Origin of the sequence: Microvirgula aerodenitrificans DSM 15089, assembly GCF_000620105.1 — a bacterium.
In the GTDB taxonomy this organism is placed as follows: Bacteria; Pseudomonadota; Gammaproteobacteria; order Burkholderiales; family Aquaspirillaceae; genus Microvirgula; species Microvirgula aerodenitrificans.
On the sequence record NZ_JHVK01000004.1, the window covers coordinates 126,537 to 148,669 of the forward strand.

The following is a 22,133-nucleotide window of genomic DNA, read 5'->3' on the forward strand; positions in this document are numbered from 1 at the left end:
AAGCCTTTCAGCGCTTGGCGATCCTGGCGTAATAGAAACCGTCATGGTCGGAGTCGGGCAGCAGTTGCTCGTCGCCCTCCAGGCCGGCGTCGTCATGACGGGCAAGGAACGCGTCGATCTGTTCGCGGTTTTCCCCCGGGAAAATCGAACAGGTAGCGTAAAGCATTTTACCACCCGGGGCGAGCAGACCCCACAGCGCGTCCATGATGCGGCGCTGCGTTGCGGCAAAGGCGCGGATATCGTTCGAGCGGCGGTTCCACTTGATGTCCGGATGACGGCGTGCCACGCCGGAGGCCGAGCACGGCACATCGGCCAGGATGCGGTCGAACGGCCGGCCATCCCACCAGCCCTGCGGCGCACCCGCGTCACCGGTCGCCAGCGTCGCCTGCAGCGACAGCCGTTCGAGGTTCTGGGTCACCCGGCGCAGGCGCTCGCTGTCGTGGTCCAGCGCCACCAGATCCAGGGTGTGGCATTCCAGCAACTGACCGGTCTTGCCGCCCGGCGCGGCGCAGGCATCGAGCACGCGCATGCCGTCGGTCACGTCCAGCCAGCTGCCGGCACGCTGGGCGCCCGCGTCCTGTACCGAGGCCCGTCCGCTCTGGAAACCCGGCAGGCGGTCCACCGGCACCGGCCGCAGCAGGCGCACGGCATCGCCGCCCAGCGACTCGGCCTCGATACCGGCATCGGCCAGTTCATGCAGGTAGCCATCGGCACTGATCTGGCGCCGGTTGACCCGCAGCGTCATCGGCGGATGCTGGTTGGCGGCGTCGAGCACTTTCTTCCAGTCACGCGGCCAGGCCTGGCGCACCAGGGCAATCCACCATTCAGGGTGGTTCCAGAAGGCGACCGGGTCGCGCGTCAGCTCGGCATCCAGCTCGTCCTTGCGCCGTTGCGCATTGCGCAGGACCGCGTTGACCAGCGACTTGAGCCGCGGCGAGAGTTTCTCGGCGGCACGGACCGCATGGTCGACCACGGCGTACGGCGCCGCCCGCGTCGCTTCCAGCTGGTACAGCGCGACGATCAGCAGCCGGTCGATCAGCGGCTCGGTCAGCGGTCGCGACAGCAGCCGGTCGAGGCGGGCGCGCAGACTGCCGTAACGGCGCAGCGCGCCATGGGTCAGGTCGATCAACTGGGCGCGTTCGGGCCCGTCGACCCCGGCGGCAAGCCGGCCGAGCACGTCGTTGAGATTGTGACCGTCCAGGGTCGTGTCGAGGATCCGGGCGGCGAGCAGCTGATTCTGGTACATGGCAAAAGAAACAGCCACGGTTGCCCGTGGCTGCCAGGTTGTTCATTAAGCCTCGCCACGAAGAACGGACGAGCGTAGCGAGGTCCCCTCGCGGCGGCGAGGGCGGAGGGAGCCGGACCCAATCGGGCAGACTGCCGCAGTCACGACTTTTTCTGTCAGTCGGGCATGCACCGACGCCACTGTCGCCGTCGGTGCTCATCTCCATCAGCAGTCTGACAGCCACGGTTGCCCGTGGCTGCTTTCATAATCAATAGTTTGGATTATACGGCGCGATGGCAGTCACGACCAGTCGCCGCGCGCGATCGCTTCCAGGCGGGCAATGCGCTCGTCGGTCTGCGGGTGGGTACGGAACAGCTCGCTGATGCTGCTGCCACCGGCCAGCGGGTTGATGATCATCATCTGCGCGGTTTCCGGATGGGCCTCCGCCGCCGGCATGAAGCGCCCCTGCGCGTAGTACTCGATCTTGCGCAGCGCGGCAGCCAGCGCCAGCGGATCGCCGGAAATTTCGGCACCACCGCGGTCGGCGCCAAACTCGCGGGTACGGGAAATTGCCATCTGGATCAGCGATGCGGCGATCGGCGCCAGGATCGACACCAGCAGCATCACGATCGGGTTGGAACCGCGCTCGTCGTCACGGCCGCCGAAGATCGACGCGAACATCGCCATATTGGCCAGGGCGGAGATCGCACCGGCCACCGAGGCGGACAGGGTCGAAATCAGCGTGTCGCGGTTGCGGACGTGAGCCAGTTCATGGGCCATCACCCCGCGCAGTTCGCGATAGTCGAGCAGGCGCAGGATGCCGGTGGTGGCCGCCACGGCGGCGTTCTCCGGATTGCGGCCGGTCGCGAACGCGTTCGGCTGCTCCTCGTCGATGATGTAGACCTTGGGCATCGGCAGCCCGGCGCGCTGCGCCAGTTCCGCCACCATGCCGTAAAATTCGGGCGCGGTGCTGGCGTCGACCTGGTGCGCGTTGTACATGCGCAGCACCATCTTGTCGGAATTCCAGTAGGCGAACAGGTTCATGCCGCCGCCGACCAGGAAGGCAATCAGCATGCCGCCCCGGCCGCCGATGGCGCCGCCGACGACCATGAACAGTGCCATGATCCCTGCCATCAGAATGGTGGTTTTCAACCAGTTGTTGCTCATTGTGGACTTTTCTCCGTGCCGGATATCTCCGGTATTGAATGCTGTCGACCGGGCAGGATTTCAAGCCCCGGTCCCGGGCTGCGGAGCGGAACGCCCTGCCGGAAACCGGATCTGCCGGCTCCTGATTCTTGATCCGGGCGCTTAAGTCACACTTAGAGCCGGAACGGATCAGCGGAACAGCTTGACCACGAACTGCTGCCGGCGACTGACCGGCACGCGCTCGGGCGAGCCGTTCAGCATCACATACCAGGCGCCGTCGGTATTGCGCTCGAATCCGGCAATGGCGTGCCGCAGTACCAGGCAGTTGCGATGCACGCGCACCACGGCGTCACCATACTCTTCCTCGAGCTGGGTCAGCGGCATGTCGAGCAGGTGCTCGCCGGTCAGGGTGCGCAGGGTCACGTATTTGAGCTCGGCTTTCAGATACAGCGCCGATTCGATCGGCACCAGTCTGACATGACCACGCTCGATCACGCTGAAGTGCCCCGGTGCGCCGCCCGCCGGGGACGACGGGCGCGACATCAGCCGCGCCAGCACGGCGGCCAGGCGGTCGCGCCGCACCGGCTTCAGCAGATGGTCGACGGTCAGGCCGTCGACAGCGAACGCAGGCGGCTGTGGCTGGGAAGACGCGAACACAATCGCGGGGGGATGGGGGAGCGCCGCCAGTTTGCCGGCCAGGGTGACGCCATCCATTCGTGGCATCTGGACATTGACAAAGGCGGCATCGGCGCGATTGCCGTTGCTGCCCAGCCAGTCAAGCGCCGCGCCGGCGTCGGCCAGTGTCGCCACCACATCGACACCGGCCTCCGCCAACAGCAGGGTCAACCGCTCGCGGGCCTGGGGTTCATCGTCAATAACGATTGCGGTCAGAGCATCCATTGGGTTTTGCCGTGCTTTTCGATGAGATTTCGATAGGCAACAAGCAGGCGCTGGAACTTGACGTTTGCGGGGTCGGCCCGGCGGGCGCGTTCGAGTAATTCGTGCGCCCTCGCCACATGACTTTCGTGCCAGCCCTTGCGGTGAACGAAAGCGAGAATGGCGTTGACCGCGTTCAGCATGATTTGCGAATTGGACGGCAATTCGTCCACCGCCTTGTTGAACAGGGCCACCGCTTCCTCGATTTCACCGGACTGCGCCAGCCGGACTGCTTCGTTGTTGAGATCAACGACCGACTGGACATTCTCTGCAATCAGCTGCTTGCCTGCTTCCGGACGACCAACCTGATTGAAAACCTGTTCGATCCGTTCCAGCAGCAACTCGTCGTCATGGTTGTTCTTCACCATCTGCTGCACCACGTGAACCGCAGCGTCTTCCCGCCCGCTCTTGTAGCAGGCGTGAACCAGTTCCAGACGCGCGTTTTCATTCAGCATAGGCGACAGATCGCGATATTTTTCGATTGCGTCATCAAGAAGTTCGCGACCGCGATGCGGCTGGCCGGCCTGGGTCGCCACTTCGCTCTCGACCACGGTCGAAACCCAGTTCGCAACCGGGTCATTGCGGAATTCGCGCCGCAGATTGGCAACGGTCTGTTGCGCGGCCTTGCCGTCGTTCGACGCCAGTTGCGCCCGCGCCAGCGCGGCATAATCCTCGGGACAGCGGTAGGTCGAATACTTGGCCAGGTCGATGGTGCGGGTAAACGCCTGCTGCGCGGTGGCGAAGTCGCCATCCTGCATCGCCGCCTCGCCAAGCTTCTTCTGCCGGCGCACCACCACCGGCGACAGGTCGGTCGCGGTCGCCAGCGTATTCTTGGCGTTGGCCGTGTCGTGCTTGGCTTCGTAGATGCGCGCCAGCCAGTCGTAGGCCTCCATCACGCGCGAGTTTTCCTCGAGCACTTCCTCGAACAGCTCGCGCGCCTGGTCGTACTGCCGGGTCGACACCAGCGTCTTGCCCAGACCCAGCTTGGCCCACGGCAGCGCCTTGATCTTCAGCACGTCGCGATACAGGCTCTGCGCGCCGAGATAGTCGCCGATCTTCAGTTCCAGCGAGCCCTTCAGCTTCATGAAGTCGAGCAGGAATTCATCGCGCGCGGCAATGCGCTTGTCGCATTCGGAAATCGCGCTCAGGTACTCGTCCTTCATGATCGACTGGTCGACCACGCGCAGCGCATCGCGGCGACGCATCGCCCGTTCGAGCCGCACCCGCAACTGCTCGCCGGTAAACGGCTTCAGCAGATAGGCATCCGGCGACAGTTCCGCCGCGCTGACCACCCGCTCGATGCGGGCCTCGGCGGTCACGATCATGAACACACAAGACTGCTTGATCAGGTTGCGCTCGCGGATTTCCTCCAGCAGGTGCAGGCCGTCATAGCCGTTGCCGAGGTCGTAGTCGCACAGCACCACATCGAAGTCGAAGCGGCCGAGCTTGTTGAATGCATCCGAGATCCGCGTCGCGTACTCGACCTTGTTGGCGCCGAAGGTCGACAGGGTCATCGACACCGCCCGCTGCATCTCGGGCACGTTGTCGATAATCAGGAACAGCTTCTTCGCGTACAGATTGTCGTCGCGCGGCGCGATCTTGGCCGCCTTGACGCTGGAAATGGACTGGTAGCTGGCGTTGTTTCGGTTGGGCTTGTCATCGGTCATAGGGATCTCACACAGCGGACAGTTTGGCGTAGCGCAGATCGAGCCATTTACGTCCTGCGTCCTGAAAATTCACTTCTACCCGCGACTCGCCACCGCCAGCCTCGGCGTCGGTAATGACACCCAGGCCGAATTTCGGATGAGTCACGGTCTGGCCGACCCGGAAACCGCCGACCCATTCGGGGGCGGCTGTCCTGACCGGTGTGCGCGTCTTGCGCCCGGTCGGTGCCCACGGGGCGGCCGTTTCGACCGGCTTGCGCACGACCGGTTCGATATTGATCGGATGCAGCAGTTCGGGGGGCAATTCGTCCAGAAAGCGCGATGGCAGCGGATAGCGTGTCTGTCCGTGCAGCATGCGGGTCTGAGCATAACTCAAGGTCAGCCGGCGGCGGGCGCGGGTAATGGCGACATACAACAGCCTTCGCTCTTCCTCCAGCCCGTCCGGATCGGCAAAGCTCTGCTCGTGCGGGAACAGTCCCTCTTCCAGCCCGGTCAGGAACACGCTGTCGAACTCCAGCCCCTTGGCCGCATGCACGGTCATCAGCGTGATCGCCTCCTCGCCGGCGGCGGCCTCGTGGTCACCCGATTCGAGCGACGCGTGGGCAAGGAATTCGACCATCGCCTGTGCCGGATCGTCCGGGACGAAGGACACGGCGGCATTGACCAGTTCGCTCAGGTTTTCCAGCCGTTCGCTACCGTCCTTGTCCGCCTGGTACATCGCGGTCAGGCCGCTGGCGTCGATCACGTGGCTGACCAGCTCCGCAAAGCCCAGTGTGTCGGCCGCGGTGCGCAGTTCTTCGATCAGCAGCACAAAACGGCCAACGCTGGCCGCCGCACGGCCCCCGACCTGACAGGCGGCCTGCCACAGGCTGTCGCCGCTGTCGCGGGCCGCCATCTGGATGCCGTCCACCGTGCGGGCACCGATACCGCGCGCCGGCAGGTTGATGATGCGCAGCAGCGCATTGTCGTCAGCCGGGTTGGCCAGCAGGCGCAGGTAGGCCAGCGCATGCTTGATTTCCTGGCGCTCGAAGAAACGCAGCCCGCCATAGACCCGGTACGACAGCCCGGCCTGGAACAGCGCGTGCTCGAGCGCCCGGCTTTGGGCGTTGCTGCGATACAGCACCGCCACGTCGGCCAGCGACACGCCTTCGCGCTTCAGCGCCCGCGCCTCCTCGGCGATGAATTCGGCTTCCTCGCCATCACTCCAGCCGCGGTAGACGCGGATCTGCTCGCCTTCGCCGGCATCGGTCCACAGCGTCTTGCCGAGCCGGCCCCGGTTGTTGGCGATCACCGCATTGGCGGCGGCCAGGATGCGCGATGTCGAGCGGTAGTTCTGTTCAAGCCGGATCGGCTCGCCGGCCGCGTAGTCGCTCAGGAAGTCGCGCATATTGCCGACTTCGGCGCCGCGGAACGCGTAGATCGACTGGTCGTCGTCACCGACGGCAAACACGGTGTTGTCGTCGCCGGCAAAACATTTCAGCCACGCGTACTGCAGGCGGTTGGTATCCTGGAATTCATCGACCAGAATATGACGGAAGCGGCTCTGGTAATGCTGGCGCAGTGCGGTGTTGCCGGACAGCAGTTCGTACGAGGCCAGCAGCAGCTCGGCAAAGTCGACCACGCCTTCGCGCCGGCACTGGCGGTCGTATTCCCGCCAGATTTCCGTCAGTTTGACCTCGAAGTGATCGGCCGGCGCAAAGCGGTCCGCCCGCAGCCCCTTTTCCTTGCTGCCGTTGATGAACGACATCACCTGGCGCGGCGGGTAGGTCTCATCCGACAGCTGCAGCGTCTTCAGCAACCGCTTGATTGCCGCGAGCTGGTCCTGGCTGTCGAGGATCTGGAAGGTCGCCGGCAGGCCAACGTCGCGGTGATGCAGGCGCAGCAGGCGATTGGCCAGCCCGTGAAAGGTGCCGATCCACATCTGTTTCGGGTTGACCGGCAGCATGGCAGTCAGACGGGTCTGCATTTCCCGCGCGGCCTTGTTGGTAAAGGTCACGCCGAGAATGCCGGCCGGACTGGCCAGTCCCTCGCGGATCAGCCAGGCGATCCGCGTGGTCAGGACACGGGTCTTGCCGCTGCCCGCGCCGGCCAGCACCAGTGCGGAATGCGGGGTCGTCACCGCTTCGCGCTGCGCCGGGTTCAGACCGGCCAGAAATTCGGAGTTCATCTGTCTGCTTAGCCATGGATTAGGTAATTTGGGCCCATTCTATCAAGCGATTGCCCTCCGACGCGCTGCGCTTGTATTCAAACGACCGTTTGAGGCATGATGGATCGATATCCACAAAGGAGATTCCCCGATGCCGCAACTCCGCCTCGACCGCACCGGCGACGTTTTTGTCCTCACGTTCCAGAACGCCGACGCGTCAAACATGCTCGATGACAGCACGCTCGACGAGTTCAACGCCCATCTCGATACGGTCGAAGCGGCAAGCGGCAATGTCGCGCTGCTGATCACGGCGGACGACGAGAAATTCTTCAGCAACGGCATCAATCTCGACTATATCCAGAGTCAGGGCGGCATGCCGTTCCTGCTGAACACCTTCGTGCCGCGGCTTGACCAGCTGCTGCAGCGTCTGGCCCGCTTCGGCTGCCCGACGCTGGCGGCCATCAACGGCCACGCCTTTGGCGGTGGTGCGCTGATTGCCTCGGCCTGCGATTTCCGTACCATGCGCGCCGACCGGGGCTTCCTGTGTTTCCCGGAGGTCGATCTCGGCCTGGCGCTGTCGCCGACCATGGTCGCCTGCGTGAATAATCTGCCCGGCGAGGCGGTACGCCGCCGTCTGGCGCTGACCGGCGCCCGCATCGGCGGCGAGGAAGCTGCCCGCCTCGGCCTGGTCGAAGCCGCCCATGCGCCGGACGTATTGCAGCCGGCCTCGCTGGCCATGGCCGCAGAGCTGGCCAAGAAGAACCGCCGTGCCTATGCGACCATCAAGCGCAGCCTGCTCGGCCCGCGCTGGGATGCCCTGCTGGCCGACTGATCAGCCTGCCGCGCACAGCGCCGCCAGACGGGTGGTGTCGCCGACCAGCGGGTTGCCTTCCCCCTGCCAGCGCACCAGCCGCTCGTTGCGGCGCAGCTCCCAGTCATCGACCGGATACGCGTTCGCCCACGCACAGAACAGTTTCCGGTCCTGGCTGGACAGGCGCAGCCGGTAGCGCTGGTGCATGTACAGCTGGATGCGCGCAATGCGCCCGCGCACTTCCTCGCGCGGCTGCACGCGGCGCAGGCGGAAGTCGACTACCGTCCGGCAACTGCCGTACACCGGCGCAGGGTTGCGCGCCCAGACGCTGTACGGGAAGTTGCTGCGGTCGCCGTTGACTTCACCGACCGCCGGTACCAGATTGACCAGGTCACCCTCGGCCATCCGGAACAGCGGGTCACTGCTCGTGCACTGCTTGCGACCGCCGTTCTGCCAGCATTGCCGCTGGTGGCCCAGCACCCAGGCCGGCACCACGTGTTCCCATTCGATGCGCTGGCCGCGTTCGGCATTCTTGCGCGGCCGGTAGCCGCAGCTGGTGGCATCGACTTCCTTGCCGCTGTAGCGACAGCCGCAGTAGAAATCTTCTTCCATGCCGGCATAGATGCGCGGCAGGATTTTCTTGGCATTGACGAAGTTGCGATGGCCGACGGCCTTGTTGCCGGACACCAGCTCGACCGCCTGCGGTTCGGACGGATCGGCGGCGGGTGTCAGCGCGCCGTCCAGCGTCTTGCCGAGCCACTCGCCGACCTGTTCGCTGATCAGGCGTGAGCCTTCCTCGATTGCACCATGGGCCAGGTCGCGCGCCTGCTGTTCGGAACAGGCGGCAAGCGTCGCGACGCAACAGGCCGCGAACAGAAATAACGATTTGGACATCAGAAACCGGACTGTCGACAGCGGAAAGTTCGCTATTGTAGACGCTGACGAACTTATTCCGTTGCAGACAGTCTTGCGCGCAGCCGCGCCGCCAGCCCGTCGACGTCATGGGCAACGCCATCACGCTGGCGTGCGGCCCAGACCGGTGCCGGGAAATGGGCGTCATCAGCAAAGCGCGGAATCACATGCCAGTGCAGGTGCGGCACCACATTGCCGAGGCTGGCCAGATTGATCTTGTCCGGATTCAGCTCGGCGCGCAGCGCGGCCTCGACCCGCAGCACCCAGTCGAGCAGGTGGGCACGGTCGGCAGCGGCCAGGTCGGTCATCTCGCGCACGTGCGCCTTCCACAGCACCCGGCAGAAGCCGGGGTAATCGGGCTCGTCGTCGACCAGGATGACGCGCAGCCGGGCGTCTTCGAACAGCAATGGCGAGGACGGGGTTTCACACAGGACACAGGACATGGCGCATCCGCAGACAGGAAGATCGAACCCGGATGATACCCAGCGACGGCACGGACAGGCATCCGAAAATTGACTGCACCCGGCTATCCGACGTTATGCTGTAGTCGTCTCCAACGCACTCCCGAATGGGTATTGACCCCCTGTCGGACAGGACCCGGACTTACCTATGAGCTTTCTGCAGCAACTTCTCCTTATCGCCGCCCTTATTGCCGTCAGCATGTTTTTTTCCATTTCGGAAATCTCGCTCGCGGCGGCACGCAAGATCCGGCTGCGCCAGTGGGCGGATGAAGGAATGGTCAATGCCCAGCGCGTGCTGGACCTGCAGGCAAAGCCGGGCCATTTCTTTACCGTGGTGCAGATTGGCGTCAATGCGGTAGCGATTCTCGGCGGTATCGTCGGCGAACCGGCATTCACGCCGTATTACGCCCGGCTGGTCAGCCTGTTCTATCAGGGGCCGGAAGTCGCCGCCATCGGCTTCGTGCTGTCGTTCCTGACCGTGACCAGCCTGTTCATCCTGATCGCCGACCTGCTGCCGAAACGGCTCGGCCTGCTGTTCCCCGAACTGATCGCGGTGCGCATTGTCGGGCCGATGCTGACTTGCGTGAAGGGGTGCATGCCGCTGGTCTGGCTGTTCAACGGCCTGGCCAACCTGATTTTCCGCCTGCTGAAGGTGCCGATGGCCCGCTCCGACGACATCACCTCGGACGATATCATCGCCGTGATGGCGGCCGGCGCCGAGGCCGGCGTGCTGCACGCCGGCGAGCACCAGTTGATTGAAAACGTGTTCGAGCTGGAAAGCCGGACCGTGTCGTCATCGATGACCGCACGCGAAAGCATCGTCTGGCTGCCGCTGCTGGCCGACAACGATCTGATCCGCCGCACCATCGCCGCCAATCCGCATTCGAAGTTCCTGGTCTGCGACGATGCAATCGACAATGTGGTCGGCTATGTCGATACCAAGGATCTGCTGGTGCGCGCGCTGAACGGCCAGAGCATTTCGCTGAAGACCGAACCGACCGTGCGTCAGGCCCTGCTTATCCCGGACACGCTGACGCTGTCGGAGATCCTGTCGCGCTTCAAGAGCGCGCGCGAGGATTTCGCCGTGATCCTGAACGAATATGCGCTGGTGGTCGGCATCATCACGCTGAACGACGTGATGAGCACGGTGATGGGCGATCTGGTCAGCGTCGAGGAAGAGCAGATCGTCCAGCGTGACGAGCTGTCATGGCTGGTCGATGGTGTGACGCCGATCGACGACGTGATGCGCGTGCTCGACATCGATGCCTTCCCCGATGACGAGCATTACGAAACGGTGGCCGGTTTCATGATGTACATGCTGCGCAAGATCCCGAAACGGACCGACTGCGTCAGTTTCGCCGGCTACAAGTTCGAAGTGGTCGACATCGACAATTACAAGATCGACCAGTTGCTGGTCACCCGCTTGCCGAAGGCGCAGGACGGCGACGTCTAGCGTCGGCGCCAGCCCTGCCACAGCGCGCGCGGCACGCCGATCACGATATACAGCAGCAGGCCGACGAACAGCACGACGAACTCGGCCAGCGCACGCAGCAGGCGCATCAACTGGCGGCAATCACGGGATGGAAGTGAACGATGGCCGCCGGCACGACGCTCGCCGTCAGCGCCATGGCCATGAAGTGACCGGCCGGTACGTCGAATTCGCAGCGCAGCCCGTCGCGGGCGGCAAAGCCGAAGCGGTGGTAGTAGGCCGGATCGCCCAGCACCACCACGCCGGCGGCACCCTGCGCGCGCAAGCGCCCGAACAGCGCCTGCACCAGCGCGCTGCCGACACCGCGCCGCTGGTGGTCGGGATGCACCGACAGCGGCGCCAGTCCTTCCCAGCCGCCGGTATCGGCATCGAGCACCACCGGCGAGCTGGACACATGACCGATCACCTCGCCGGACTCATCCACCGCCACCAGGCTGGCACTCAGTGCGCCGGCCGCACGCAGCCGGGTCACCAGCGCTGCCTCGGTGCCATCGCTGTACGGGTGGCCGTCGAACGCGGCCGTCACCACGGCGGCAATGGCACCGGCATCAGCCGGCGTCTCGTCGCGCACGTACGCCGTCATCGGTCTATTTCAGTGCCGACAGCTGCTGCTTCGCCTTCTGGGCGGCATCGCTGTTCGGATATTTCTTGATCAGCTGCTGCCAGGTTGACTTCGCCCGTGCCGTGTCGCCAAGATCCCGCTGGCAGCCGCCGATATTGCGCATGGCATCCGGCACCCTGGCATGGGTCGGGCTCAGTTCGATAAAGCGCTGGTAGGTATCGATCGCCGGCTGGAACTGGCGCTCGGCGTTATAGGCGACACCAAGCCAGTAACGGGCGTCCGGTGTCTGCTTCGCGGTCGGATTGGCGTTGATGAAGGTCTTCAGCGCCGGAATCGCCTGCTTGAAATTGCGGTTGCGCAGCTGCGCCAGCGCCTTGTCGTATTCGGCCCCGACCGGATCGGCGGTCGGCGTCGGTGCGGCGGCGGCCTCACCGTCGTCAGTGCGCGCGGCACTGTCGGCACCCGGCGCCGGCGTGGCGGCGGTCTTGCCTTCCAGCGGCGTCAGACGCTGGTCGAGGTCGTTGTACAGGTCGTTCTGACGTTTCTGCGTGGTCTGCAGATTGTAGTTCAGCACCTCGACGTCCCCCTTGAGCTTGGCCACTTCGGCCTGCAGGGAACCGACCTGATTGATCATGTCGAGCAGCTTGTCGTTGGAAATCTTGGTTTCGATCTGCGACAGCCGCTGCTGCTGCTGCACGATCTGTGCGCGGGTCACGTCGAGATCGGTGGTCGAGGCGCAGCCGGCGGCCAACAGCACCGGCAGGAGGGCAATAGGGAGGCGTCGGATCATGGGCGGATAGGGTCGCTGTAAAAACGAACAACCCGGATGTTGCCACAGCCGCATCCGGGTCGGGGAATTGCCGGCCGGTCCCGGGCCGCGAACGGCGGGCGGGACCGGCAGCAACACAGCCGGCATCAGGATGCCGGCACGCGATCACTCGCCGTCGTAAACGACGTCGGCGCGACGGTTGGCGGCGAAGTCGGCGTCGGTGTTACCCGTGGCGCGCGGCTTTTCCTTGCCGAAGCTGACGGCTTCCAGCTGGGCTTCCGGCACGCCGATCACGCGCATCATCTGCTTGACGGCTTCCGAACGGCGCTGACCCAGTGCCAGGTTGTATTCGCGGCTGCCGCGGGCGTCAGTGTTGCCCTGGATCTGCACCTTGCGGTTGCTGTTCTGCTTCAGGTACTCGGCGTGGGCCTGGACCACCGGCTTGTACTCGTTGCTGACGGCCGAGCTGTCAAAGCCGAAGAACACGCTGCGCTTGGACAGCACGTTGTTCGGGTCCTTCAGCGGATCGATCTGCTGACCGGCAGTGCCGCCGGCGACAGCGCCGCCGTTGCCGGCGTTGGCGCCGGCATTGGCGTTGGTGGAATCGGCCGGCTTGGTGCTTGCGCAGGCGGCGAGCAGGGCGGCAACGGCAACAGCGGTGAGGGTTTGCTTCAGCATCGCTAGGGCTCCTTTATGCTTTGGTTATGTGACGAGGAATTCGGTAGAAGGGCGATTCTCGTGTCAGTCATGCCGGCCTGGGGCCGGTGTCAACGCGGGAAGGGTCCCCAGTCAGGCTCTTGCACGTCCCCCGTGGCCCCCAGGCGCGTCTTGGTACTGCCGTCGCGGGTCACCGTATAGAGGACGCCGCGACCACCCTGATCGGTCGCATAGAGGATCATCTTGCCGTTGGGGGCAAAACTGGGGGACTCGTCGTACTGCGTGGTCGACACGTAGTTGGCCTGGCTGCTGCCGAAATCCTGGAGCATCACCCGGTAGCGGCCGCCTTCGCGGCGGACAAAGGTGAAGCTCTTGCCGTCCGGGCTGACGCTCGGCGACACATTGTAGTTGCCTTCGTAGGTGAGGCGCGTCGCCGCGCCGCCACCCGCCGGCATGCTGAAAATCTGCGGGCCGCCCGCGCGGTCCGAGGTGAACAGGATGCGGCTGCCGTCCGGGGTATAGGTCGGCTCGGTATCGATCGACGCGTTCTGGCTCAGCCGGCGCATGCCGGAACCGTCAGCGTTGATCTGGTAGATCTGGGTGTTGCCCGGCAGCGTCAGCGCGACGGCCAGGCGGGAACCGTCCGGCGCCCACGACGGCGCGGAGTTCGACCCCTTGAAATTCGCCACGGCGCGGCGGGTGCCGGCAGCCAGGTTGTGCACGTACACCACCGCCTTGCGCGTCTCGAACGACACATAGGCGATGCGCCCGCCGTCCGGCGACCACGACGGCGACAGGATCGGTTCCTTCGAGCGCAGGATGGTCTGTTCATTGGCACCGTCGGCATCGGCCACCCGCAGTTCGTAGTGGTCGCGGCCCGACTTGCTGACATAGGTGATCTGGGTGCCGAAGATGCCGCGCTCGCCGGTAATCGCCTGGTAGATCATGTCGGCGATGGTATGGGCGAGCTGGCGGCTCTGCCGCGGCGTAATCGAGAAACTGCCGCCGGTCAGCTGTTTTTTCTGCGCGACGTCCATCAGCCAGAAGCTGACGGCGAGCTTGTCGCCCTGCTGCTGGACCTTGCCGACCGAGATCGAGAACGCGCCAGCGGTCTTCCAGTCCGGATAGGCGATCTGGCCCGGTTCGGTCGGCTTGTTGGCGACGCTGTTCGGATCGATGAAGCGGAACACGCCGGTGCGCGCCAGGTCATTGCGGATGATCGGGGTCAGCCCACCCGGGGCAAGGTTTTCGCCGGCAAACACCGGCAGCGCGATCGGGTGCTGGTTGGTACCGCCGCCGACGATTTCCACCGTCATTTCGGCACGGGCAACGCCCGCAGCCAACAGCATCAGCACGGGAACGAACAGTCGGGTCAGCCAGTGAGTGCGCATCGTCATCCTTATTTCGGTCGGAATTTCAGCTTCATCACCCGCACGTCCGAGAAGGACATGCCGGCGGGCAGCGCCGGGAAGGTACGGGCTGCCATGACCGCGCGTTGCACGGCCTCATCGTATTGCGGGTTGCCGGACGACTGCACCAGCTTGACGTCGCGGACTTCCAGCGACGGCAGCAGGGTCACCTGCACCACCGCCGTCGGGTTGCCGTTCAGACCGTCAGGCACCTGGACCAGCGGCCGCACGCGGGCCACCACCAGTCCTTCGTAGCCCTTGCCGCCACTGCCGCCGGCGCCGATGCCACCGGCACTGCCGCCGGGCACGCCATCCTTGCTGCCGGCCTGGGTGCGGTTGCTGTTCGGCCGGACTTTGGTATTGGTGCTGCCGAGGTCGGCCAGCTCGTCATCGACGTCGAAGCTGCCCTGACGGGCGTTCTTCGCCGCCGGCTTTTTCGCCGGCTCGGCCGGGGTCGCCTTTTTGGCGTCGGCTTTCTTTTCCGGTTTGGCCTCGGGCTTCGGTTCCGGTTTTTTCTCCGGCTTCGGCTCGGGTTTCTTTTCCGGCTTGGGTTCCGGCTTCTTTTCCGGCTTGGGCTCGGGCTTCGGCGGTTCCGGTTTTTTCTTGGCCACGGCGATGTCCGGCGTCCGGACTTCCGGCGTCACATCGGGTTCGGGGGTCGGGGTCGGCTCGGGCGCGACCACCGGCGCCGGGGTCGGGTCGGGCATGACGACGCCGCGCGTCATCGGCGGCGCGCTCCACAGTTCAACCGCAGCCGGCGGTGCATTCACCGTCCGGGTTTCCGGGTGGAATGACAGCGTCAGCAGCAGCAGAATGAAAAGATGCAGCCCGAGCGAAACAGCAAAGCTCGTGCTGCGGGTATTGGCAGCCGTCATCGGCGCTATTGCTCCGATTTGACCAGCAGACCCACGCGTTCGACCTTGGCCTTCTGCAGCGCGCTCATCACTTCCATGACTTTTTCATAGGCGACCGTCTTGTCGGCGGAGATCACCACCGGGCGGTTGGTGCCGTCGGCCAGACGGCCCTGAATATCCGAGGTCAGCCCGGCCAGATCGTCGAACTGGCTGCTGTCGCCCTTGTCGGCCAGTCCGAAGCGGCCGTCCTTGTCGACGGTGACCTGCAGCGGTTCGGTTTCCACCTGCGCCGCCTTGCCGACCGAGGGCAGATTGACGACACCGGGGGCGAACATGGGCGCGGTCACCATGAAGATCACCAACAGGACCAGCATGACGTCGATATACGGGACGACATTGATCTGGTTCATGGAACGGCGGGGACGGCGATTGAGCATGGACTGAAAACGCGATTCTGGATCGATCGAGAAGCGTCATGATAGCAAAAGCCGGCGCTCGTGCCTGTTACATGCGAAACCCGCCGGGTCGAAATCGGCAAAAACCGCTATCGAATGTCACATTTATTGACATTTCCGCACATTCCCGCCGCGCCGCCGGCCCGGAAAACCGCCGTCGGCGGCGTTTCCCGGGCCGCTGGCGCGGGGGTTCAGTCCAGCAGCGCCGCCATGATGTCGTCCGCGCCCTGGTCCAGCAGCTTCCTGGCCACGGCACGACCCAGCGCATCGGCATACTCGGCCGGCGCGCTGACTTCGGCAGTCAGCATGGTGCGGCCGTCGGTGGTGGCGACAAAGCCGCGCAGCGTCAGCTGGTCGCCGTCCTGGGTCGCGTAGCCGCCCAGCGGCACCTGGCAGCTGCCGCCCAGCGCCCGGCTCATGGCCCGCTCGGCACTGACGCAGGCGTAGGTGACCGGGTGATTCAGCGGCGCCAGCAAGGCCATCAGGTCCGGCCGGCCGGCACGGATCTCGATGCCGAGTGCCCCCTGGCCCACGGCCGGCAGGCTGTCCGCCGGTGACAGTTCGGCGCGGATGCGGGCGTCCAGTTTCAGCCGCTTGAGGCCGGCCGCAGCCAGCAGGATCGCGTCGTACTCGCCCTCGTCGAGCTTGCGCAGCCGGGTCTGCACATTGCCACGCAGCGGCCGGACGTCCAGTTGCGGGAAACGCGCGCGCAACTGGCATTCGCGCCGCAGGCTCGACGTGCCGACCACGCTGCCCGGCGGCAGTTCGGCCAGGCTGGCGTAGGTGTTGGACACGAAGGCATCACGCGGGTCTTCGCGCTCGCAGATCGCCGCCAGCGCAAAACCGTCCGGCAGCTCCATCGGCACGTCCTTGATCGAGTGCACGGCCAGGTCGGCACGGCCGTCGGCCAGCGCCTGTTCCAGCTCCTTGACGAACAGCCCCTTGCCGCCGATCTTGTTCAGCGTCTTGTCGAGAATCTGGTCGCCCTGGGTGGTCATGCCGAGAATCGACACCTGCAGGTCCGGATACAGCCCGGTCAGGCGGTCGCGGATATGCTCGGCCTGCCACATCGCCAGGGGGCTCTCGCGGCTGGCGATCACGAGTTGCGTCATGAGGGTTTTTCCTGTGTTAACGTGTTTCCAATCCAACATCATGGCCGTCCGGATGTTCGATAGGGAACATGCACGGCGACCGATCACCCGCAAGGATAACGCAGACCGATGAGTGTTGAACTTGACAAGGATGTCCCGCTGACGCGGGACCGGGGGCGTCTGGCCCGTTTGCTGGCCGATGTCGTGCGAGAGCAGACCGGTGACGCGATCTGGGACGAAGTCGAAAGCGTGCCGGATCTGGCCAGCCATGTCGACAGTCTGGCCGACTGTCGCGCCCACCTGGCCACGCTGTCGCCGGAAGTCACCGACACGCTGCTGCGCGCCTGTGGACTGCTGGCCCAGCTGGAGAATCTGGCCGAGGACCTGCACCACAACCGGCGCCGGCTGGCCCACAAGCGTGCCGGCTCACCGCCGCAGGCCGGCAGCCTGGAGCGGGCGCTGGTCGTGCTCAAGCAGCGCGGCGTGCGCGCCGCCGACGTCGAGTCGCTGCTGCAGCATGCCCAGATCGTGCCGGTGCTGACCGCGCACCCGACCGAGGTCCAGCGCCAGACCACGCTCGACTGCCAGCGTGCCATCCGCAAGTTCCTGATCCAGCTCGGCCAGCCCGAGCTCGACCACGATGAAGTCGCCGAACTCGAAATCAAGCTCAAGCGCGTACTGCTGACCCTGTGGCAGACGGCGGAAATCCGCCCGTTCAAGCTGACGGTCAAGGACGAGATCGAAAACGGCATCGCCTATCACCCGCTGACCTTCCTCGATGCGTTGCCGGCGCTGTACGCGCAGACCGAGGACACCATCGAGCGCGCGTATGGCGTGCGGCTCGATCTGCCGAACTTCTATCGCATCGGCAGCTGGATCGGCGGTGACCGCGACGGCAACCCGAACGTCAATGCCGGCCTGCTGCGCTACGCGCTCGGCCGCCAGGCCGAGGTGGTGTTCGACCACTACGGCTACGAGCTGGAAGGGCTGTACCGCGAACTGTCGCTGTCGGACCGGCTGGTCGCGGTCAGCGACACCGTGGCCGAACTGGCGGCGATCTCGCCCGATACCGCCGTCAGCCGCGACGAGGAACCGTATCGCCGCGCGATCGCCACCATCATCGCCCGGCTGTCCGCCACCGCCCATGAGCGCGAGGTCGCCTTCCGCTCGCGCTTCGGCGATGGCGAGCCGTACCCGAACCGCCATGCCTTCGCCACCGACCTGAAGGCGCTGGCCGACTCGCTGACCTCGCACGGCAGCGGCCTGCTGGCCGACGGCCGCCTGCGCCGGCTGCGCCGCGCGGTGGGCGTGTTCGGTTTCTTCCTGATGCCGCTCGACCAGCGCCAGCACGCCGACCTGTACGGCGGCGCGGTTGCCGAGCTGTTCACCGCCGCCGGCCAGCCCGGCTATGCCGGACTCGACGAAACCGGCAAGCGCGAATGGCTGCTGGCCGAGCTGGCCCATGCCCGGCCGCTGATGTCGCCGTTCGTCGACTATTCGGACGGCACCCGCCGCGAACTCGACCTGTTTGCCGCCACCCGCGACATGCAGGACCGCTATGGCGAGGGCGCGCTGCCGAACCTGATCATTTCCAACTGTGCCGAGGCCAGTGACCTGCTCGAAGTGGCGTTGCTGATGAAGGAATCCGGCCTGCTGCCGCTGGACGCCAGTGGCGCCCCGCAGGCGCGCGCCAACATCATTCCGCTGTTCGAGACCATTACCGACCTCGAAAACGCCGCCGAAGTGATGCAGTCGCTGTTTGCGCTGCCGTTCTACCGTGCGCTGCTCGCCAGCCGCCAGCATGTGCAGGAAGTCATGCTCGGCTACTCGGACAGCAACAAGGACGGCGGCTACCTGATGAGCCAGTGGGGCCTGTATGCGGCCGAGAAACAGCTTGTCGCCGTCTTCAACACGGCCGGCGTGCGCATGCGCCTGTTCCATGGCCGGGGCGGTTCGGTCGGCCGTGGGGGTGGTCCGAGCTTCGAGGCCATCGTCGCCCAGCCGGCCGGGACCGTGCAGGGCCAGATCCGCATCACCGAGCAGGGCGAGGTCATCGCGTCGAAGTATGCCGACCGCGACATCGGCCTGCGCAATCTGGAATCCATCCTCGCCGCGACGCTGGAAGCCAGTCTGGCGCCGGTGCCGGCCTGCCCGACCGACGAGTCGATCTTCGCCGAGCTGGCGCGCGACAGCTATGACGCCTACCGGCGGCTGATCGACACCGACGGCTTCATCGACTATTTCCTGACTGCCACCCCGATCAACGAGATCGCCAAGCTCAACATCGGCAGCCGGCCGGCATCGCGCAAGACGCTGTCGTCGATTACCGATCTGCGCGCGATTCCGTGGGTGTTCAGCTGGATGCAGTCGCGGGTGATGCTGCCGGGCTGGTACGGCGTCGGCAGCGCGGTGGCCGCGTTTATCGAGCGCCACGGCGAGCAGGGCATCGTTCGCCTGAAGGCGCTGTACCGCGATTCGGCCTTCTTCCGCGTCACGCTGTCGAACATGGAAATGGTGCTGGCCAAGGCCGACATGACCATCGCCGCCGAGTACGCACGACTGGTGCCGGACGCCGAGCTCGGCAACCGGGTGTTCGGCATGATCCGCAAGGAATTCGAGCTGTCGCGCGACATGTACTTCGCCATCACCGGCGCCGACCACCTGCTGGCCGACAACCCGACGCTGGCACGCAGCCTGGCTTCACGCCTGCCGTACTTCACCACGCTGAACCTGCTGCAGATCGAGTTCCTGCGCGCGCTGCGCGAAGCGCCGGAGCACGACGGCCACCTGCATGCAATCCACCAGACCATCAACGGTCTGGCCGCCGGACTGCGCAACAGCGGTTAGGTCCTGCCCACCAGCAAAGAGGGCGCCCCGGAAGGCGCCCTCAGACTGCTCATAAAGGTGAGCACCGACATTCACAGTGGCGTCGGTGCATGCCCGACTGACAGGATCTGCCGTGAGCACGGCAGTCTGCCTGATTGAACCCGGCCTCTTCCGTCCCCGCCGCCGCGGGGAAACCCCGCTTCGCTCGTCCGTTCTTCGTGGGCGGGGTGGATGGACAGCCTGAGGGCGCCCCGGAAGGCGCCCTCTTTGTTCATGCGCGGCCGTTACGCCAGCAATCCGCGCCAGCGCGCGATCTGCGCCCGGACCTGGGCCGGGGCGGTGCCGCCGACGTGGTCACGCTGGGCCAGCGAGCCTTCCGGCGTCAGTACCGCGTACACGTCCTGCTCGATCAGCGGCGAGAACTCCTTCAGCACGTCGAGCGACAGGTCGGCCAGATCGCAGCCCCGGGTATCGGCCAGCTTGACCGCACGGGCGACCACTTCATGGCTGTCGCGGAACGGCACGCCCTTCTTGACCAGATAGTCGGCCAGGTCGGTCGCGGTGGCGAAGCCCTGCAGCACGGCAGCGCGCATCGCTTCCGGCTTGACGGTGATGCCGCGCATCATGTCGGCGTAGATGCGCAGGGTATCAACCAGGGTGTCGACGGTGTCGAACAGCGGTTCCTTGTCTTCCTGGTTGTCCTTGTTGTAGGCCAGCGGCTGCGCCTTCATCAGCATCAGCAGCCCCATCAGGTGACCGGTGACGCGACCGGTCTTGCCGCGCACCAGTTCCGGCACGTCCGGGTTTTTCTTCTGCGGCATGATCGAGCTGCCGGTGCAGAAGCGGTCAGCGATATCGATGAAGCCGACGCGCGGGCTCATCCACAGGATCAGTTCCTCGGACAGCCGCGACAGGTGCAGCATGACCAGGCTGCCGGCCGCCGTGACTTCGATGGCGAAGTCACGGTCGGACACGGCGTCGAGCGAGTTCTGGCACACATCGTCGAAACCGAGCAGTTCGGCGGTGTAGTGGCGGTCGATCGGGTAGGTGGTACCGGCCAGGGCGGCAGCGCCGAGCGGCAGACGGTTCACGCGGCGACGGGCGTCGATCATGCGTTCGGCGTCACGGCCGAGCATTTCCACATAGGCCAGCAGGTGATGGCCGAAGGTGACCGGCTGCGCGACCTGCAAGTGGGTGAAGCCCGGCATCACCGTGGCGGCATTCGGCTCGGCCAGATCCAGCAGCGAGGTCTGCAGTTCGCGGATATGGGTGACGATGCGGTCGATGGCGTCGCGCATGTACAGGCGGATGTCGGTCGCGACCTGGTCATTGCGGCTGCGGCCGGTATGCAGGCGCTTGCCGGCATCACCGATCCTGTCGGTCAGACGCTTTTCGACGTTCATGTGCACGTCTTCGAGGTCGACCGACCAGTCGAAACGACCGGCGCGGATATCGGCCAGGATGGCTTCCATGCCGTCGCGGATCGCGGCCAGATCAGCGTCGGACAGCACGCCGGCGCGGGCGAGCATGGTCGCGTGGGCCAGCGAGCCCTGAATGTCGAACTCGGCCATGCGCTTGTCGAAGCCCACCGAGGCGGTATACGTTTTCACCAGTTCGGCAACCGGCTCGGCAAAGCGGCCCGACCACGCCTTGTTATCGCTCATGACAACCCCTTGAAACCCGATGGAACGGAAAGCCCAGAGTATACGGCAGTTGTGGCGCCGGTCGGGCCGCGACACGGCGGCGCTGCGGTACAATGCCGCTTCCGTCAGCCGTCCCCAACACGAGATCCCCGCCATGGCCGCTTACCAGTCCGACCTGACCCAGTTCATGAACGCCTTCCTGGAAAAGAACCCGCAGGTCGTCGCCGACCGGCAGGCATTCCGCCTGACGCTGTGGGACCGCAACCTGGATATCGACGAGCAGCGCCGTTTCCGCGCCTCGGCCGTGGCGCAGAAGCCGTACGTGTACAACCCGGACTGAGTCCTCAGTCCGGCAGCGCGTCGCGCCAGCCGAGCGCGTCGACCACCTGCAGGAAATCCGCGGCCAGCGGACACGCCACGGTCAGCGGCCGGCCATCGACCGGATGGGCGAATGACATCCGCGTGCAGGCCAGCAGCAGCCGCGACACGCCGAATGCCTCGGCAAACGCACGGTTGTGCCGGCCCTTGCCATAGGTCGCATCACCGATGATCGGGTGGCTGACGTGCTTCAGGTGCCGGCGCAGCTGGTGGCGCCGGCCGGTCTGCGGATCGAGTTCGACCAGCGCGTAGCGCGAACTCGGATAGCGGTCGACCGCCCATGGCAGCTCGATGGTCACCAGCCGGCGAAACCGCGTCAGCGCCGCCTGCGGCGGGCTGTCGTCGTGGACTTCGCCCGGCGCGTAGTGATCGACGATGCGCCGCAGCGGATGATCGATTTCCCCGCCCTCGTCCGGCCAGCCACGCACTACCGCCAGATAGCGCTTGTCGACGGTCTGCGCCTCGAACGCCTGCGACAGCGCCCGGCCCGCCGCCGGCGTCAGCCCGAACAGCAGCACGCCGGAAGTCGGCTTGTCGAGCCGGTGGGCCGGGTAGACCCGGCAGCCGAGCTGGTCGCGCACGCTCTGCACGGCGAAGCGCGTTTCGTGACGGTCGATGTCCGAGCGGTGAACCAGCAGCCCGGACGGCTTGTGGACCGCGACCAGATCGTCATCGCGGTACAGGATGTCCAGCGCCACC

At 65.5% G+C, this 22,133-nt stretch carries 20 protein-coding genes; 4 read left to right on the plus strand and 16 right to left on the minus strand.

Annotated features, from left to right (window positions below; genetic code table 11):
- Positions 1–7: 7 nt before the first annotated feature.
- From rsmB to Q352_RS0106090, 5 genes are all read right to left on the minus strand, one after another.
- A complete protein-coding gene (gene rsmB / locus Q352_RS0106070) occupies positions 8–1,246 on the minus strand; it encodes a 16S rRNA (cytosine(967)-C(5))-methyltransferase RsmB (RefSeq protein ID WP_028498567.1) in 1,239 nt (412 codons plus the stop codon).
- 279 nt (positions 1,247–1,525) lie between these two features.
- On the minus strand, positions 1,526–2,392 hold the full coding sequence (htpX, locus tag Q352_RS0106075; protein WP_028498568.1) for a zinc metalloprotease HtpX: 867 nt from the start codon (positions 2,390–2,392) through the stop codon (positions 1,526–1,528).
- 168 nt (positions 2,393–2,560) lie between these two features.
- On the minus strand, positions 2,561–3,271 hold the full coding sequence (locus Q352_RS0106080) for a LytR/AlgR family response regulator transcription factor (RefSeq protein ID WP_028498569.1): 711 nt from the start codon (positions 3,269–3,271) through the stop codon (positions 2,561–2,563).
- Positions 3,259–4,974, minus strand: a complete 1,716-nt coding sequence (locus Q352_RS0106085; RefSeq protein WP_028498570.1) for a response regulator — start codon at positions 4,972–4,974, stop codon at positions 3,259–3,261. Before Q352_RS0106085 ends, Q352_RS0106080 begins: the two co-directional genes overlap by 13 nt.
- A 7-nt stretch (positions 4,975–4,981) precedes the next feature.
- A complete protein-coding gene (locus Q352_RS0106090; protein WP_028498571.1) occupies positions 4,982–7,138 on the minus strand; it encodes a UvrD-helicase domain-containing protein in 2,157 nt (718 codons plus the stop codon).
- Positions 7,139–7,268: 130 nt separating this feature from the next.
- On the opposite strand from Q352_RS0106090, the gene Q352_RS0106095 reads away from it, so the two are divergent.
- Entirely contained in the window at positions 7,269–7,949 is a 681-nt protein-coding gene (locus tag Q352_RS0106095; RefSeq protein WP_028498572.1) for an enoyl-CoA hydratase/isomerase family protein, read from the plus strand.
- Here Q352_RS0106095 and Q352_RS0106100 read toward each other — a convergent pair whose 3' ends face one another.
- Entirely contained in the window at positions 7,950–8,822 is an 873-nt protein-coding gene (locus Q352_RS0106100; RefSeq protein WP_084299907.1) for an endonuclease, read from the minus strand. It abuts the gene before it with no gap.
- Positions 8,823–8,875: 53 nt separating this feature from the next.
- Positions 8,876–9,283, minus strand: coding sequence for an HIT family protein (locus Q352_RS0106105; RefSeq protein WP_028498574.1), 408 nt, complete (start codon positions 9,281–9,283; stop codon positions 8,876–8,878).
- 166 nt (positions 9,284–9,449) lie between these two features.
- Here Q352_RS0106105 and paeA point away from each other — a divergent pair, with 166 nt between their 5' ends.
- On the plus strand, positions 9,450–10,754 hold the full coding sequence (gene paeA / locus Q352_RS0106110) for a polyamine export protein PaeA (protein WP_028498575.1): 1,305 nt from the start codon (positions 9,450–9,452) through the stop codon (positions 10,752–10,754).
- 106 nt (positions 10,755–10,860) lie between these two features.
- On the opposite strand, the gene Q352_RS0106120 is transcribed toward paeA, so the two are convergent.
- From Q352_RS0106120 to hemC, 7 genes are all read right to left on the minus strand, one after another.
- Positions 10,861–11,373 (minus strand): GNAT family N-acetyltransferase, encoded by a 513-nt coding sequence (locus Q352_RS0106120; RefSeq protein WP_028498576.1) that lies wholly within the window; start codon positions 11,371–11,373, stop codon positions 10,861–10,863.
- 4 nt (positions 11,374–11,377) lie between these two features.
- Entirely contained in the window at positions 11,378–12,142 is a 765-nt protein-coding gene (gene ybgF / locus Q352_RS0106125; RefSeq protein ID WP_233495166.1) for a tol-pal system protein YbgF, read from the minus strand.
- A gap of 144 nt (positions 12,143–12,286) precedes the next feature.
- Positions 12,287–12,799, minus strand: a complete 513-nt coding sequence (pal, locus tag Q352_RS0106130) for a peptidoglycan-associated lipoprotein Pal (protein WP_028498578.1) — start codon at positions 12,797–12,799, stop codon at positions 12,287–12,289.
- An 89-nt stretch (positions 12,800–12,888) separates the two neighbouring features.
- The gene (gene tolB / locus Q352_RS0106135; RefSeq protein WP_084299909.1) at positions 12,889–14,175 is read right to left on the minus strand and encodes a Tol-Pal system beta propeller repeat protein TolB; all 1,287 of its coding nucleotides are present in this window, start codon (positions 14,173–14,175) and stop codon (positions 12,889–12,891) included.
- A 2-nt stretch (positions 14,176–14,177) separates the two neighbouring features.
- A complete protein-coding gene (locus Q352_RS0106140; protein WP_036385481.1) occupies positions 14,178–15,062 on the minus strand; it encodes an energy transducer TonB in 885 nt (294 codons plus the stop codon).
- A 5-nt stretch (positions 15,063–15,067) separates the two neighbouring features.
- Positions 15,068–15,451: a protein TolR gene (gene tolR, locus Q352_RS0106145; RefSeq protein WP_244879558.1), complete on the minus strand. Its 384-nt coding sequence runs from the start codon at positions 15,449–15,451 to the stop codon at positions 15,068–15,070.
- Positions 15,452–15,687: 236 nt separating this feature from the next.
- Positions 15,688–16,608, minus strand: coding sequence for a hydroxymethylbilane synthase (hemC, locus tag Q352_RS0106150; protein WP_028498582.1), 921 nt, complete (start codon positions 16,606–16,608; stop codon positions 15,688–15,690).
- A gap of 108 nt (positions 16,609–16,716) precedes the next feature.
- On the opposite strand from hemC, the gene ppc reads away from it, so the two are divergent.
- Positions 16,717–19,434 carry a phosphoenolpyruvate carboxylase gene (gene ppc / locus Q352_RS0106155; RefSeq protein WP_028498583.1) on the plus strand — a complete coding sequence of 906 codons (2,718 nt, stop codon included), beginning with the start codon at positions 16,717–16,719 and terminating at the stop codon, positions 19,432–19,434.
- Between the two features lie 263 nt (positions 19,435–19,697).
- Here ppc and argH read toward each other — a convergent pair whose 3' ends face one another.
- Positions 19,698–21,077 (minus strand): argininosuccinate lyase, encoded by a 1,380-nt coding sequence (gene argH, locus Q352_RS0106160; RefSeq protein WP_028498584.1) that lies wholly within the window; start codon positions 21,075–21,077, stop codon positions 19,698–19,700.
- A 133-nt stretch (positions 21,078–21,210) separates the two neighbouring features.
- Here argH and Q352_RS0106165 point away from each other — a divergent pair, with 133 nt between their 5' ends.
- On the plus strand, positions 21,211–21,396 hold the full coding sequence (locus tag Q352_RS0106165; RefSeq protein ID WP_028498585.1) for a DUF3460 family protein: 186 nt from the start codon (positions 21,211–21,213) through the stop codon (positions 21,394–21,396).
- Positions 21,397–21,400: 4 nt separating this feature from the next.
- On the opposite strand, the gene Q352_RS0106170 is transcribed toward Q352_RS0106165, so the two are convergent.
- Positions 21,401–22,132 (minus strand): pseudouridine synthase, encoded by a 732-nt coding sequence (locus Q352_RS0106170; RefSeq protein WP_028498586.1) that lies wholly within the window; start codon positions 22,130–22,132, stop codon positions 21,401–21,403.
- Between the last annotated feature and the right edge of the window lies 1 nt (position 22,133).

What these genes read in the sequence shown, in the direction of transcription:
- rsmB (WP_028498567.1), bottom strand. Translation starts at nt 1,246, where the DNA reads ATGTACCAGAATCAGCTGCTCGCCGCCCGGATCCTCGACACGACCCTG.
- htpX (WP_028498568.1), bottom strand. Translation starts at nt 2,392, where the DNA reads ATGAGCAACAACTGGTTGAAAACCACCATTCTGATGGCAGGGATCATG.
- Q352_RS0106080 (WP_028498569.1), bottom strand. Translation starts at nt 3,271, where the DNA reads ATGGATGCTCTGACCGCAATCGTTATTGACGATGAACCCCAGGCCCGC.
- Q352_RS0106085 (WP_028498570.1), bottom strand. Translation starts at nt 4,974, where the DNA reads ATGACCGATGACAAGCCCAACCGAAACAACGCCAGCTACCAGTCCATT.
- Q352_RS0106090 (WP_028498571.1), bottom strand. Translation starts at nt 7,138, where the DNA reads ATGAACTCCGAATTTCTGGCCGGTCTGAACCCGGCGCAGCGCGAAGCG.
- Q352_RS0106095 (WP_028498572.1), top strand. Translation starts at nt 7,269, where the DNA reads ATGCCGCAACTCCGCCTCGACCGCACCGGCGACGTTTTTGTCCTCACG.
- Q352_RS0106100 (WP_084299907.1), bottom strand. Translation starts at nt 8,822, where the DNA reads ATGTCCAAATCGTTATTTCTGTTCGCGGCCTGTTGCGTCGCGACGCTT.
- Q352_RS0106105 (WP_028498574.1), bottom strand. Translation starts at nt 9,283, where the DNA reads ATGTCCTGTGTCCTGTGTGAAACCCCGTCCTCGCCATTGCTGTTCGAA.
- paeA (WP_028498575.1), top strand. Translation starts at nt 9,450, where the DNA reads ATGAGCTTTCTGCAGCAACTTCTCCTTATCGCCGCCCTTATTGCCGTC.
- Q352_RS0106120 (WP_028498576.1), bottom strand. Translation starts at nt 11,373, where the DNA reads ATGACGGCGTACGTGCGCGACGAGACGCCGGCTGATGCCGGTGCCATT.
- ybgF (WP_233495166.1), bottom strand. Translation starts at nt 12,142, where the DNA reads ATGATCCGACGCCTCCCTATTGCCCTCCTGCCGGTGCTGTTGGCCGCC.
- pal (WP_028498578.1), bottom strand. Translation starts at nt 12,799, where the DNA reads ATGCTGAAGCAAACCCTCACCGCTGTTGCCGTTGCCGCCCTGCTCGCC.
- tolB (WP_084299909.1), bottom strand. Translation starts at nt 14,175, where the DNA reads ATGACGATGCGCACTCACTGGCTGACCCGACTGTTCGTTCCCGTGCTG.
- Q352_RS0106140 (WP_036385481.1), bottom strand. Translation starts at nt 15,062, where the DNA reads ATGACGGCTGCCAATACCCGCAGCACGAGCTTTGCTGTTTCGCTCGGG.
- tolR (WP_244879558.1), bottom strand. Translation starts at nt 15,451, where the DNA reads ATGAACCAGATCAATGTCGTCCCGTATATCGACGTCATGCTGGTCCTG.
- hemC (WP_028498582.1), bottom strand. Translation starts at nt 16,608, where the DNA reads ATGACGCAACTCGTGATCGCCAGCCGCGAGAGCCCCCTGGCGATGTGG.
- ppc (WP_028498583.1), top strand. Translation starts at nt 16,717, where the DNA reads ATGAGTGTTGAACTTGACAAGGATGTCCCGCTGACGCGGGACCGGGGG.
- argH (WP_028498584.1), bottom strand. Translation starts at nt 21,077, where the DNA reads ATGAGCGATAACAAGGCGTGGTCGGGCCGCTTTGCCGAGCCGGTTGCC.
- Q352_RS0106165 (WP_028498585.1), top strand. Translation starts at nt 21,211, where the DNA reads ATGGCCGCTTACCAGTCCGACCTGACCCAGTTCATGAACGCCTTCCTG.